Genomic DNA, 12,696 nt, shown 5'->3' on the forward strand with positions numbered 1-12,696 from the left:
GTCCCCACGTGACCGGTCTCACTCCGCCCGCGCGGCCCGGACGCACGGATCGTCCGTCGGACTTTCCCGCGGTTCCGGACGTATGCCGTCCGGAACTGGGATCTAGCGTGGCCCAGGGCGACCACACAAGCAAAGGGCTCGAACACTTGGAATGCGTTCGAGCGGTTGGCGCGGAAGCACAACGAGGGTGTGGAACGGGCGCTGGTGCACCTTTTTTCCATCGGGACTGCGCCGAGCGCCGGCAGAGCAGCGGGGGAAACCGGGCGCTCAAGGAGCGACCTGTCAGGGAGGGCCAGGGCACATGCGGCGCTCGTGTTCGACGGGCACGCCGCGATCGGCTGGTGTGAGTACGGCACCCCGGAGGAACTGCCGACTATCAACCACCACCGCAAGCAGTACGAGGCCGCCGGACTCGACCAACTTCCCCGGCTACCGCATCACCTGCTTCTTCGTGGACCGCGACCACCGCCGCCGAGGCGTCGCCGCTACCGCCCTCCACGGCGCCCTGGACCTCATCGCCCACGCCCCCGGTGGCCTCGCCGAGGCCTACCCCTAGGTCAAACAGGGCAAGAAGCTCAACGCCTCCTTCCGCTACAACGGCACCCGCTCCCTCTTCGACAGGCCGGCTTCAACTACCTCCACTCCAAAGGCCTCCACCACACCATCATTCGCAAACCGACCCCACGACCTAACGGATCTGGCTCGTGTCACGGATGTCGGAAGCGTCTGGCAGGCTCGCCCGCGTGGACGATGGTGAGCTGGTCGACGTCGATGACGTCACGTTGTTCGTACGGCAACTCGGGCAACGCAGTGCGAAGCCGTCGCTGGTGGTGCTGCACGGAGGCAGCGAACCCAGCAGGTCGGAGGGTTCGAATCCTTGACGGACAACCAGGCGAGGCAATAGCCGCAGGTCAACGGGCGCCCGTGCCGCACGAACCGCGGGACCGGCATGCATGGCTTACGGCAACACTACGCCAGCCTGACGCTCGCCGACGGTGTCAGGCTGGATCTCGCCGAGCAGTACCTCGATGCAGGACCCGAACTGGGTATCTGACCTGCGGGAACAACATCTGCGAGCCCGCACGTGAGGCTCAGCGCAGACGTCGCACACGCGGGTCGACGCACATGTTCGAGTACTACGCCGAGAACCGCGAGGTCTTCACCGGCGACCGAGACCTCGACAACGTCCGCGAATTGAACCCGGACCTGCAGTCCTTCACGACCTGGCTCGAGAACCACCGCGACGAGCTCAAAGACACTCCCGGCCACGATGTCGTCAGCCCGGACCGCTCCTCGGTCATCGTGACCACCAGCGCCGCGGCCCACAGCATTCTCGTCTCAGCACAGATCTGCTGGGTCGTCGCCGCGGTGAGTTCTGACCGCCGCAACCTCTGTGTCCAGACCGGCAAGGCGGGCGGCGTCGACACTTCCGAGATCGACGCCGACGGCGCGCTGACCAAGATCGGTTCGACGGTCGTTCCGAATGCGGCCGGCGCCGCAGGCATCGCCACCAACTGAGGCAAGTTGACCGGCCTCGAGGGCACCGAGCCTGCGGGAGGCCGCTTCTCCCGCACTCGTCACGAGTCGCGATCAGGCTGGACCTGCTGCCCGGAAGGACCCCGCCCGACACGCTCGATGGGGTCATTCGCAGCGTTGCTGGTAAGACCGGGCGCCAGATCGACGCTAACCAGCGTTGGACGAGGCGACTTCGATGGGAACAACATGCATATCGATGTCAGGTCGTGCCCATTTGCGGCCGGCGCAGACCTGGTTCTGACCGGCGTCTGGCTCCCGGACGAAGGCACGGGCACCGAATCGTCCAGAAACACCAGGAGGGCCAAGATCGAGGAAGGTCAGGCTCAGGGCAGGACGTGGCTCCAGTGATCGAACTGGCGCAGCGGCGCAGCACCTTCCGGCTGGCGTTCGTATCTGCGGTGGTCTCCTTGGTAGCCGCGTTTGTGGCTTCGGCCGTGCCGATCCCGTTGTACAACACCTATCGCGCTGAGGACAGGTTCACCAACGCCGATCTCTCACTGACCGTCGTCGCCTACGACCTGCCCACCCTGGCCGCGCTGTTGCTGATGGGACGACTGTCCAACCATGTCGGGCGCAGGCTCACCTCGGTCGCCAGCCTGGGTCTGCTTCTGCTGGGCTGTCTGCTGCTCCTGAACGTCCACGACATCGGCATCCTGCTGGCCGGTCGAGTCTTGATGGGTCTCGGTGCCGGGTTGGCCAGCAGCAACGTCACTGCCTACATCGTCGACTCCGCGCCTGACAGGCCGGCCTGGCTGGCCTCCGTCGCCTCCAGCCAGACACCCATGCTAGGTCTCGCTCTCGGCGCCATCGGGTCCGGTGCCCTGGTCCAGGTCGGCCCTTGGCCGCGCCAGTTCGTCTATCTCGTCGCCGCCGCGCTCCTGCTGCTGTCTGCTCTTCTCATCGTCATCAGCCCGGAAACCGTCACTCCGACTCCGGGTGCCTGGCGATCACTGCGCCCTAGCGTTCGCATACCGGCCCGCGTCAGGCCCCTGCTACCCGTGGCCGCCGCAGTGTTCCTGGCCACCTGGGCGACCGGGGCCTTCTACCAAGCCTTCGTACCCGTACTCGTCCAAGACCAACTCCACACGCACAGCCCTCTCGTCCTCGGGCTTGTGTTCGCTGCCTACATGGCCCCCAGCGCTGTCGGCGCTCCCCTCGGGGGGTGGTTCACACCCGCGACAGCGCAGCGCATTGGCATGGCCGCTTTCCTCGCCGGACTCATCGGCATCATCACAGCCATCGTCACGGGCTCGCTGGCGCTGTTCATCGCCGCGACCATCGTCGCCGGCGCCAGTCAAGGCATCGCCATCAGCTCCGCTACCCGCGGCCTCCTGCACGGCAGCACCGTGACGGACCGGGCGCCGATCTTCAGTGTCATCTACCTCATCTGCTACAGCGCGGCAGCTTTCCCCAGCCTCATCTCGGGCCAACTCTCCAACGTCTTCTCGCTACCCCAGATCGCCCTCGGATACGGCGGACTTACCCTGGTCGCCACCGTGTTCACCGTCCTCGCCGCACGTAACCCGGACACCGACCGACCACTGGAGGGGTAGGCCGATGACCAGCGACAAGCAGCTGTCGGTAACCGAAGAGCTGATCGACAACGCCGACGAAGGCCGCTTCGGGCTCTACCGCGAGGGCAAGATCACCGCTATCTGCCCCTTTGTGGTCGACTACCTCTCGCGAACGACAACCTACGCCGAGCCTGATCGACGCCCGACACCCCGGCTACCCCGATCGGGCCGCAGCCGAGGCAGCACGGAAGAAGGCCGGCGGCTGACACTACCGAGCGACCGCGGCGACCGGTTGCTGTGGGCAATCGTCACCAGTCAGTCCGCCTCTAGGCGCCAGTGACCCCGATAGTCTGCGCCTAGGTGCAACGCCCTCTACCGACCACGCCAGCATCGCCACCAGGGCCCTTTCTTGGGGGGCAGTTGGCCGATGGCGGCCTGTGCTGGTGGTGAAGCGGTGCTCGTACTCGAGGCAGGAGAACCCAGGCTATTCGGGCACGGCCGGTAGCGTTTGGTCTCGGGGTGCAGGATCGGGACGTCTCGTTGGGTCATGACCGGGACGGTGTACTCACTGGAGTGCCAGATACGTACTGCGCCGCTGACGAGTTGCACAAGGTCGTCATGGGTGCAGTCTCGCCACCGCGGACGACCGTACGGCTCTTCGAACCTCACGGCCTTGATCACACCGGACTCCGAACCAGGACCGCGAAACTTGCCCGGCGGGTAGACCACAACCCAACGGAATGAGTCGTGCGCCGCGCCGTCGAACAGCTCGGCCGCCACAACGGCGGCCACTTCCTCGACCGTGTTGGTGATCGACTGGGATCGATTGTCGTCCATGTCGCCCATCACCACGACCGGGCGCTCGCCGGGGGGCCTGAACACTCGGACATGGAATCGGCTCTCGTTGGCCATACCAAGCATCCGCCACTCCAGAACGACCTCAGCGTCCAAGGTCGGGCCATCGTGCCGGCCGGCTCCCGGTAGGGCGTTGGTCGTGTGCTGCAGGTGCGCGATGTGCCCTGACGGCTTCTCCAGTTTCGCGGCCACCTCACCGAGCAGTCCTGCGATCGTCGCAGCCTTCCTTCGGTGATGGGCAACGACGGCGGGCTGGTTCGGGATGTCGTCGGCGCCTGCGGCAGGCAGGGCGACCACGACACCTCGGTCGAGGTTGTCCAGCACAGGTCCGGTTGTGTAGGCGAGCAACTCGACCAGCAGCTCGCTGACGCGAGAAGCCAGGTGTAGGGCGGCCGCTGCGTCGGTCGGCCAGCCGCGGTCGACGCCCCCTGACGAGAGTTCACTGATACTGGTCAGCTGGTCCAGCCTGGCTGCGGCGTGGCGCAGTTCTTCGCCCGCATCGGGTCTGGCGCCGCATTGTTGGTCACGGGTGACTGGGTCGCCGCCGGTACGCGCTGACGCGTCCACGCGAAGCACGTAGGTGAGCTCGCTCGTGACCAGCTCCCTCAACTGCAGCTCCACTGTGGGTTCCTCGTGACGGAGATTCCGAAGCACCAGGTCAGCGGCAGCAACCCCTGCTCTGCCCTGGTCGAAGCTATCGGCCCACGCCTTGGCAGCGAGGTTGAGCTCACGCATGTAGTCGTCGTTCACGGCCGTTCGCTCTCGAGTGGTGGCCGGCGTAGCGACTCCACGGCGCGAACCGGCTCGGCCGGGTGCCTGAGATCGCGACGGCGGACCGGATCTCTCTGTGCGGTCGGACCTGCACCGCGCTCAGCCGGACCCTCGAGCCGTAGCTCCGAGAAGGCCAGGTCGGAGTCTTCGGCCACGGCAATCAAGCCGCCTCCGGCATCCACCAGGATAGTCATTTTGGCAGAGCTCCTCGCATGCCGGGAGACCGTACGATGGTTCAGTGCCGTCGGCCGGAGAAGTTCTTACCTCGGTTCATTCCAGGGACGGCGGCCAGCGCAGTGCCGGCAACTGTCCCGATCACAGCGCGTCCGATCAGCTCGGTTGGACAGGAGATCAGACCGTCCGGTCAATCGCGCTGGGACGCTCGGGCAAGGGTGCAACGTCGAGCTCAGCTGCACGGATACGGTAAACCTGCATGGCAAGGCCGTAGTACTTGTCGGTCTCGCCGACCCACTCCATTCCGAGACGCCGTGCTGTGGCGCACGCGCGAAGGTTCTGCGGCCGAGCGACCGCGTACAACTCGTCGATCGTGCCGGTCGCGAATGCCCAGTGCATCAAGGCGTGACTCGCCTCGGTGGCGAAGCCGCGGCCCCACGCCGCCGGTTTGAGTTGCCAGCCGATCTCGAAGTCTTCCTCGTACGGCGGCAGCAAGCCGAGCGTCAGGCCGCCGACGACTTCACCGTCTGCCTTGCTGACTACAGCCCACCGGCCGGCCGGTGGCACCAGACTCCTACCGGCCTCGATCCATGCGCGCAGCAGCAGGCGCATGGTCGCCTTGTTCGGTACCTGGTGCATCGCCGGCGACAACCACCGCGCCACTTCGATGGACCCGAAGATCGCCAAGGCGGCATCTGCGTCGGCCTCGGTCCACTCCCGAACCACCAGCCGGTCACTTTCGGTGATCACTGCCATATTCACCTTCCTGTCGATCGAGATTCCACACGCCACCCCTGCCGGTCCGGGCCGTGGTGCGCTTGGTTACGCAGGACAGATCCGTGTTCGCCTCGACCGTTGCACCAAGACTCGCCCGGGAGTTCGTGACATCCGTCTGAGGTCGACCGTCTAACCATTCAAAGAGGCCCATATAGTCCACCTTCCGGGACGCCAGTCTCTCACACGACCTGCCAAGTGATTCACCACTGATGGACGATATGGTCCACTCATGAAGGAACCAATGCGGCCGGGGTCGCTATGCCGCATCCGGTCGGGTCTGAGAGCACAAAGGACATAGTGATGACTGATCAGGTTCTTCTGCCCGATGGAACGGGCTTCTATCTCGCCGGTGGCGAGCTGACTGTGGCCGACGAGGCCGGGCAAACGATCGCCGGCAGCCAACCGGTCGACTTCAGCGTCACCGCAGGGCTAGTCGGCAGTGCCGACCCGGATGTGACACTGGCGGACTGGAGCACCGCACAGACAGATGATTTGGGCGGTGTGCGGTCGGAAGACGGGCTCACCGTCCTGACCTTGCGGACCCAACCGCTGATGCTCAACTCGCTTCCGAGCAGCGTACGAGTACGGCTCCGCACACCAGCGCGACCCCAAGGTACCGAGGGCGCCTGGCAACTCGTCCTTCACTTCCGCAATCACGCCGGATCGAGCCTCACGTGGCACGCCAGTCTGCCCACCGAAGCGTTCGGTGCAGGATGGTTGGCCCCCTTGGCAGATCTGTTGTCCATCGACGGTACGGGCGGCGCGGTTGACCCGGCGTCCGCGCCTCCACAGTGCCCTGAGGACGGTCCGGGATCGGAGACCGCAGCACCGAGTCGACGCGGTGACGCGGGCTCTGCCAGCGACGGTCATGTGGCAGGTAGGCCCGCTGCCACCGGTACGTCGACTTCCCCGGCTGCGACCGTGGTCCACCACTCAGTCGACGAGTACTACGAACTCCTCGTCGACGGTCACCAAGCTGGGCTCCTCATCTACCACGTGATCGGTTCGAACCTGTCGATTACGCACACCGTGATCGAACCGACCTACCGCGGACGAGGACTTTCGTGGGTTCTGATCGGCCACGCACTCGACGACATCCGGACGAAGTTCGCGACGGTGTCGAACTACTGCGCAGTCGTGCGCCGATTCGGTGAGAAGAACCCTGAGTACCACGACCTCCTCAGCCTGCCACGGCCCACCTGAGCCTCTTCCGAGCGGCTGCCTTCTTCCGCGTGCCTTGCCGGATCGGGACCTGGAGCGACAGCACCGAGCGCCTTTGCTCGAAGCAGGCTATGGCCGCGCTCAATCCACCAAGGCGACTTTGTCGACGGAGGGTCGTGCCGGATTCGAGCCAGGAACATGGTAAGAGGAGTCCGCGCGGTACTCGCTTCTTACCGCCACCTACTTCTCATTGGCCGACGCCGCGTGCGCTCGAACCGAATCCATCGCCAGTTCGAGCGCGACACGCATCGGTCCAGGATCGCGAGCCGCTTGAGCAAGGACATATCCGCCCTGGAGTGCGGCCATGATGCCCGTTGCCAGCGTCCTTGGATCGGCGTCCTCGGTCAGAGTGCCGTTGGACTTCATCCGCTCGAGCGCAGCGCTCAGCAGGGATATCCACGACGCCAGGGCCGTATCGAGATCGATGCGTGCCGCCTCATCCTGGTCGGAAAGCTCGGTCGACAGTGAACCCAGCTCGCAGCCCAGCGCTCCACGCCGTGCTGTGACTCGCTGGAGAATGGCCCGGCACCAGCGATCGAGGCCGCTGAACGAGTCAACCCTGCGCAAGTACTGTTCTTCACGCTCGAGCACACGGCTGCCTCGTAGCGCGATCACGGCCTGCACCAAGGCGCTCTTGTCGTTGAAATGCCGGTAGAACTGTGACTTGCTCGTCCCACTTGCTGCCGTGACTTCGTCGAGCGTGGTCGCTGAGGCGCCCTTGAGGGACATCAGTTCATCGGCAGAGGCGACGATGCGGGCTCTCGTGGCCGCGCCGCGGGCAGTCAGGCGGCGATCGAGCTCGTTCACTGTCTCGGGCACACAAAGAGCTTATCGGTGCCCGGCAACGATTGCTGCAGCTTCCTGGAGATGCTCGACGTAAACAAGACGCCGCCAGGTCGTGAACCTTGGTCAGCCGGGTTCAGACGGTCGGCCGGCACTGGACGAGGGTCAGTGCGAACGGTCCACCAGCGGTACGGGATACCCCGGAGAGACGGCTGGGTATTGTGCCGCCCGGGCTGGTCAGCCTCGAGTCTAGGTGGCAATGATTTTTCATCTATAGGCGCCTGCGCGGGACGGACAGACGGCGGCGGCCGGACAGTCCCGAGGCCTCCCGCGTGGCCTCACTCGACGGGTAAGCCCCCTTGCCAGGCCCGACACCAACCCTCGTGAGGAGCCGGCACATCGCCGGCCCACCGTCAGGAGGAAATGTGAGCGAGGTCAGCCGAGAGTATTACGGCAGTTACAGCGTGGACGACGAGGACCAACTCCAGTTCTCGGACACGCTCGACGGCCGAGGCGTCTCCGACCTTCTCGACGAAGGCTACTCGCCCCCGGAGAAGTGGTCGGCTGGCGAAGGCTTCGGCAACACTGCGGCCGAGGCGTTGCAGGGCGAGACCCTCGAGCAGCGGCTTGCGCAGGAGGAGCCGGACATCGACCCCTACGCCACACCGTCCGAGTACGTCGACGGCCCGGAGATCGGCCACGAGCGCGCAGGTCGCCTCGTGGCCACCGATGAGGGGTCGCACTTCGATCTCGAGGAACAACTCGTTGCGGCCGACGTTGGGATCGACGGCGCCGCTGCGAGCGCTGAAGAAGCCGCGATCCACGTTGTGGACGACGAGCCCTTGAATCTGGATGAGGTCAATTGACCAACTCAGCACCGAGACGATGATGCCGACCAGCCAGCAGCGCATGCGGTGCTCGATCCGGAGAAGGGCACGGGCATGAGAAGCGGGATGAACGACCCCCAGCGCAACTGAGCGTCGTCGAGGTCGACGAGTTGCGAAGATACGAGCTGCTCGGTACAGGCTCAAACAGCTGGAGCAAGCGCTGCGAGTGCTCATCCTCACTCGCCGCATGCAGGGCTCGCAGGACGAGTAGCGCACCAACCGTGGCGCATCGCCGACTCGACCTGGGACGAGTTGGAAGGACGAGGGCTTCCGACTGAGCCGGCGGAGACTGCGGATCGTCATTCGGCGTTCTCTCACTACCTGTTCGGCACCGCCGGCGACACCGACCCACGGCCGGAGCCGATTTACCCGGCCTCAGAGGAATCCCGGGAACCAGTAAGGCCGATCCCCCGATCGACCACAAACAAGGAATCCGGGTCGTCCGGCCCGGCAGAGATCGAGGAGCAGCTGATGAATGGATACTTCGAAGGCCGCAAGCTCATCGTGGTCGGTGGAAGCAGCGGTATGGGGCGCCAGACCGCAGCGGACGTCGTCGCGCAAGGAGGCAAGGCCGTCATCGTCGGGCGCCAGCAGGCGAAGGTCGACGAGACGGTCGCCGAGCTCGGTGAGAAGGGAGAGGCCTGGGGCATCACTGCCGACCTGGCCGACCGTCAGCAGGTGGCAGTCGTGCAGGAACAGCTCGCTGCGGAGCACGCTGATGCAACGCTGCTGGTCAACGCGGCCGGATTCTTCATTCCCAAGGAGTTCCTCGACTACAGCCAGGAGAACTACGACGCGTACCTGGAGCTGAGCCGGGCCACGTTCTTCCTGACCCAGACCGTGGTGCGGGGGATGAAGGCCGCAGGCTCTGGTGGTGCGATCGTCAACATCGGCAGCATGTGGGCACATCAGGCCATTGCGGCCACGCCGGCGACCGGCTACTCAATGGCGAAAGCTGGCGTGCATGCCCTGACCCGCAACCTGGCCATGGAGCTGGCGGCCGACGGCATCCGCGTGAACGCCGTGGCTCCCGCAGTGGTGGCCACGCCGTTGTACGAAGGCTTCATCCCCGCCGACCAACTCGAGGAGACCGTCAAGGGATTCAACGGCTTCCACCCGCTGGGACGAGTCGGAACAGCCCAGGACATCGCTTCCTCGATCGTCTTCCTCCTGTCCCCAGAGGCCAGCTGGATCACCGGGACCATCCTCAACGTCGATGGTGGAGTGATGGCCGGGCGCAACTGACGACACGGTAGGCAAGAACCCTATCCCGGGCGGTCAGTTCGGACGACCGCGGACGCTGCACCGATCGATGATCCCGAACGATGCGGTTGACGAGCGAGCGCGTGATCACGTCCCCGTGGAATGAGTGTGGAGTATCCATGACGAGTTTTCAGACCGTGACAGCTGGCGGGCTGGAGGTCTTCTACCGCGAAGCGGGTAAGCCTGGAGCCCCGAAACTGCTGCTGCTGGGCGGATTTCCGTCCTCATCCCATCAGTTCCGGAACCTGATGCCGGCATTTGCCGACAGATTCCACCTTGTCTCGTTCGACTACCCCGGCTTCGGAAATTCCGAGATGCCGGATCCGGCGGGTTGGGACTACACCTTCGACCACCTGGCCGAGATCGTCGACGAGGCGTTGCTTGCCATCGACTTCACGGGACCGATGGGTCTCTACATGCACGCCTACGGAGGCTCGATCGGGAACCGGCTGATCTCGCTCCATCCTGACTGGCTCCAGTGGCAGGTCTTGCAGAACGCCAACACCTACGAGGAGGGATTCTCGGAGACATCGAACGAGATCCGTCAGGCTGTCCGCGCAGGCCGCAACGCGCAGACGACAGAGCTGCTGGCGGCGTTCCTTGAACCGGAATTTGTCAAGGCGATCTACCTGACCGGTCACCCTGATCCGACGAAGATCACTCCGGACAACTGGAACCTGGACCTGCACTTCCTGGACCGGCCGAACGCGCGCAGGGTACAACTGGATCTCTTCCGTGACGACCAGACGAACGCGGCCCAGTACACCGCCTGGCAACGTCGACTGCGTCGCGACCAGCCCAAAACCCTGATCTTCTGGGGCCGGGGGGACATCTTCTTCACCCCAGCCGGCGGCGAAGCCTATCTGCGCGATCTCCCCGACGCAAAGCTTGTTCGCCTCGATTCCGGACACTTCGCGCTAGAGGACCGCCTGCAAGAGATCGTCGACGGCATCAACAGTTTCTACGACGAGACCGTGAGGTAGCCGGCCGGACGCTTCGCGTCGCGCCACGCCTGCCACGTTGGACGAGGACGGGTTGGTGAGGATCGAGGTCTGTGGACTGTTCGACGTCGGCGCCGCGACGGCGGTGCGGACGTCGTCCCACGAGATCTGTGCCGCCCTCGCAGACGCCGTACTGCTGGATCTCGGTGCAGTGACCGATCTGGAAGAGGGGTTCGACCTGTCGGGCTTCGTCGACGAGATCCAACGGCACTACTGGATCTCTGGATGCCGTCTGTGGCTGACCGCAACTCATCCGTCCCTTGTTCCAGCGCTCACGGACCACCACGGCTCGAGAACAGCGGTGGCCACGAGGTAGTTGTGGTCGGGCGGGCCGCGGCCGCGCCCAGTAAGGCCGATGCCCGGTCAGGACACAGAGTCTGCGAAACCCTTCACCGAAAGGACCACAGTATGCGAGCGACCATTGATGGCGTGCTACTCGCCGACGCAGACATGCAACACATCGTCTCGGTGGAAGGGAGTCGTTACTTTCCTCCGGACTCGGTGACGATCGGCACGTTGAAGGAGAGCCCGACTCCCTCTGTTTGCCCTTGGAAGGGCCGGGCACGTTACTACAACGTGGAAACGCCGCACCACGAGTACGTTGACGCTGCGTGGTGTTATCCGCATCCTCAACGGTCGGCGATCGAAACGGTTGGACACGACTTCACCGGATACGTGGCGTTCGACACCACGCGGGTGACCATCGAGTAGTCGGCTCGCCTGGGCCAAGCTCGCCTGATCGGTTCAATCGAAGTCGTAGCGTTCCTCGCGCCAGGGGTCACCGTGATTGTGGTACCCAGCTTGCTCCCAGAAGCCTGGCTCGTCCCGCGAGAGCAGTTGCATTCCCGTCAGCCACTTGGCTGATTTCCAGAAATACAGATGCGGAACGAGGAGGCGGGCGGGCCCACCGTGCAATGCCCCCAGATCCCGTCCCTCGTATCGGTAGACGACCCAACCCTTCCCGCCGAGCAAATCGGTCAACGGCAGGTTTGTCGTGTAACCACCGTACGAGCTGACCACGACGTGAGTCGCCTCGGTGGTGACGTCAGCGAGGAGGGTGTCAACGGATACCCCTTCCCAGTGCGTGTCGAACTTGGACCACCGGGTCACACAGTGGATGTCGGCCACCACGGACTCGGACGGAAGGGCCAGTAGGTCGGTCCACCCCCAGCGTCGCTGCGCACCGGACTCCGCTGTGAGCGTCAGCTCCCACCTGTCCTTGGGGATCAGGGGAGTCACGCCCGTAGACAAGACTGGGAAGTCTGTGGTGAGGTGCTGGCCCGGTGGAAGTCGGTGATCCTCAGATCCACTTCTGCCTTCGAACCCGCGGTTGACGACTGCCACCCTGAACCCTCCTCACCAACGGATGCACTCATGCTGCTCAAGTCCGGCTACTGGGCCGACGCGCCGTCCTTGGCCCGGCAGGAATCAACCCAGGGCCGTCACACCGTGGATCACGCAATCTGCTGTTCCGGCAGGTAGCCGGCGTCGACCAGAGCGATCCGCAGCTTACGGCGAGCGTCGAACATCATCTTGTAAATCGCATTGTGCGTCGCGCCCAACTGATCTGCCAGGACATCCGTAGGCATCCCGTTCAGCACCAACGCAACAAAAACCACCCGCTGCTTCGCCGTCAACTTCTCATCCACCGCCCGACGCACAGCACTCATCAGATCCCGACTCTCCGCATGCGCCTCCGGCTCAACCCCCAGCCGCGCCGGCAGACGATCCCAATCCTCAGCATCGAACGCAACACCAGCCCGCTGCCAAAAATGCCGGTTCACCTTCGCCGCCACATCGAAAATCACGAACTTGTACGCCCACGTCGTGAACTTACAGTCACCACGAAACGTCTCCACCTTGCCGCAAATCACAAGCAGCGCATCCGCAGCCGCCTGATGCGCGATATCGTCC

Annotated in this window: 15 protein-coding genes; 10 read left to right on the top strand and 5 right to left on the bottom strand. The window is 64.6% G+C overall.

The genetic code is table 11. The features are described 5' to 3' along the window. The first annotated feature begins 743 nt into the window (after window positions 1-743). The 4 genes from E1218_RS36330 to E1218_RS31500 all read left to right on the top strand — a co-directional run bounded on the left by E1218_RS36330 (window position 744) and on the right by E1218_RS31500 (window position 3,390). Window positions 744-881, top strand: a complete 138-nt coding sequence (locus E1218_RS36330; protein WP_165949496.1) for a hypothetical protein — start codon at window positions 744-746, stop codon at window positions 879-881. A gap of 244 nt (window positions 882-1,125) precedes the next feature. After that, a complete protein-coding gene (locus E1218_RS31490) occupies window positions 1,126-1,518 on the top strand; it encodes a hypothetical protein (protein ID WP_132326689.1) in 393 nt (130 codons plus the stop codon). 362 nt (window positions 1,519-1,880) lie between these two features. After that, window positions 1,881-3,089, top strand: coding sequence for an MFS transporter (locus tag E1218_RS31495; RefSeq protein WP_202866296.1), 1,209 nt, complete (start codon window positions 1,881-1,883; stop codon window positions 3,087-3,089). A 4-nt stretch (window positions 3,090-3,093) separates the two neighbouring features. Beyond that, a complete protein-coding gene (locus tag E1218_RS31500; protein WP_132326691.1) occupies window positions 3,094-3,390 on the top strand; it encodes a hypothetical protein in 297 nt (98 codons plus the stop codon). Between the two features lie 32 nt (window positions 3,391-3,422). Here the strand turns inward: E1218_RS31500 and E1218_RS31505 are convergent, their stop codons facing one another. Both E1218_RS31505 and E1218_RS31510 read right to left on the bottom strand, forming a co-directional pair. Then, the gene (locus tag E1218_RS31505; protein WP_132326692.1) at window positions 3,423-4,655 is read right to left on the bottom strand and encodes a hypothetical protein; all 1,233 of its coding nucleotides are present in this window, start codon (window positions 4,653-4,655) and stop codon (window positions 3,423-3,425) included. Window positions 4,656-5,027: 372 nt separating this feature from the next. Beyond that, window positions 5,028-5,606: a GNAT family N-acetyltransferase gene (locus E1218_RS31510; RefSeq protein WP_132326693.1), complete on the bottom strand. Its 579-nt coding sequence runs from the start codon at window positions 5,604-5,606 to the stop codon at window positions 5,028-5,030. A 321-nt stretch (window positions 5,607-5,927) separates the two neighbouring features. Here E1218_RS31510 and E1218_RS31515 point away from each other — a divergent pair, with 321 nt between their 5' ends. Next, complete coding sequence (locus tag E1218_RS31515; RefSeq protein ID WP_165949497.1) at window positions 5,928-6,830, top strand: GNAT family N-acetyltransferase; 903 nt, start codon at window positions 5,928-5,930, stop codon at window positions 6,828-6,830. 198 nt (window positions 6,831-7,028) lie between these two features. Here the strand turns inward: E1218_RS31515 and E1218_RS31520 are convergent, their stop codons facing one another. After that, on the bottom strand, window positions 7,029-7,667 hold the full coding sequence (locus tag E1218_RS31520) for a TetR/AcrR family transcriptional regulator (RefSeq protein ID WP_202866297.1): 639 nt from the start codon (window positions 7,665-7,667) through the stop codon (window positions 7,029-7,031). Window positions 7,668-8,056: 389 nt separating this feature from the next. On the opposite strand from E1218_RS31520, the gene E1218_RS31525 reads away from it, so the two are divergent. The 5 genes from E1218_RS31525 to E1218_RS31545 all read left to right on the top strand — a co-directional run bounded on the left by E1218_RS31525 (window position 8,057) and on the right by E1218_RS31545 (window position 11,493). Beyond that, window positions 8,057-8,497 (top strand): DUF5709 domain-containing protein, encoded by a 441-nt coding sequence (locus E1218_RS31525; protein WP_132326695.1) that lies wholly within the window; start codon window positions 8,057-8,059, stop codon window positions 8,495-8,497. 273 nt (window positions 8,498-8,770) lie between these two features. Beyond that, window positions 8,771-9,763, top strand: a complete 993-nt coding sequence (locus E1218_RS31530; protein ID WP_233712597.1) for an SDR family NAD(P)-dependent oxidoreductase — start codon at window positions 8,771-8,773, stop codon at window positions 9,761-9,763. 137 nt (window positions 9,764-9,900) lie between these two features. Beyond that, on the top strand, window positions 9,901-10,764 hold the full coding sequence (locus tag E1218_RS31535) for an alpha/beta fold hydrolase (RefSeq protein WP_132326696.1): 864 nt from the start codon (window positions 9,901-9,903) through the stop codon (window positions 10,762-10,764). A gap of 55 nt (window positions 10,765-10,819) precedes the next feature. Further along, complete coding sequence (locus tag E1218_RS31540) at window positions 10,820-11,098, top strand: hypothetical protein (RefSeq protein WP_132326697.1); 279 nt, start codon at window positions 10,820-10,822, stop codon at window positions 11,096-11,098. Between the two features lie 92 nt (window positions 11,099-11,190). Next, window positions 11,191-11,493 (top strand): DUF427 domain-containing protein, encoded by a 303-nt coding sequence (locus E1218_RS31545; protein WP_132326698.1) that lies wholly within the window; start codon window positions 11,191-11,193, stop codon window positions 11,491-11,493. A 33-nt stretch (window positions 11,494-11,526) separates the two neighbouring features. On the opposite strand, the gene E1218_RS31550 is transcribed toward E1218_RS31545, so the two are convergent. Together E1218_RS31550 and E1218_RS36335 are read right to left on the bottom strand one after the other, a co-directional pair. Beyond that, window positions 11,527-12,126 (bottom strand): sulfite oxidase-like oxidoreductase, encoded by a 600-nt coding sequence (locus E1218_RS31550; RefSeq protein WP_132326699.1) that lies wholly within the window; start codon window positions 12,124-12,126, stop codon window positions 11,527-11,529. A 110-nt stretch (window positions 12,127-12,236) separates the two neighbouring features. Continuing rightward, window positions 12,237-12,696, bottom strand: a 460-nt coding sequence (locus E1218_RS36335; protein WP_165949498.1) for a sigma-70 family RNA polymerase sigma factor, incomplete at its 5' end; no start/stop codon positions are given.

It is taken from the genome of Kribbella turkmenica (assembly GCF_004348725.1).
Lineage (GTDB): Bacteria > Actinomycetota > Actinomycetes > Propionibacteriales > Kribbellaceae > Kribbella > Kribbella turkmenica.

Bases quoted from the DNA above. Each gene is read 5' to 3' on its own strand.
- E1218_RS31490 (WP_132326689.1), top strand. From the start codon at position 1,126: ATGTTCGAGTACTACGCCGAGAACCGCGAGGTCTTCACCGGCGACCGA.
- E1218_RS31500 (WP_132326691.1), top strand. From the start codon at position 3,094: ATGACCAGCGACAAGCAGCTGTCGGTAACCGAAGAGCTGATCGACAAC.
- E1218_RS31510 (WP_132326693.1), bottom strand. From the start codon at position 5,606: ATGGCAGTGATCACCGAAAGTGACCGGCTGGTGGTTCGGGAGTGGACC.
- E1218_RS31515 (WP_165949497.1), top strand. From the start codon at position 5,928: ATGACTGATCAGGTTCTTCTGCCCGATGGAACGGGCTTCTATCTCGCC.
- E1218_RS31535 (WP_132326696.1), top strand. From the start codon at position 9,901: ATGACGAGTTTTCAGACCGTGACAGCTGGCGGGCTGGAGGTCTTCTAC.
- E1218_RS31545 (WP_132326698.1), top strand. From the start codon at position 11,191: ATGCGAGCGACCATTGATGGCGTGCTACTCGCCGACGCAGACATGCAA.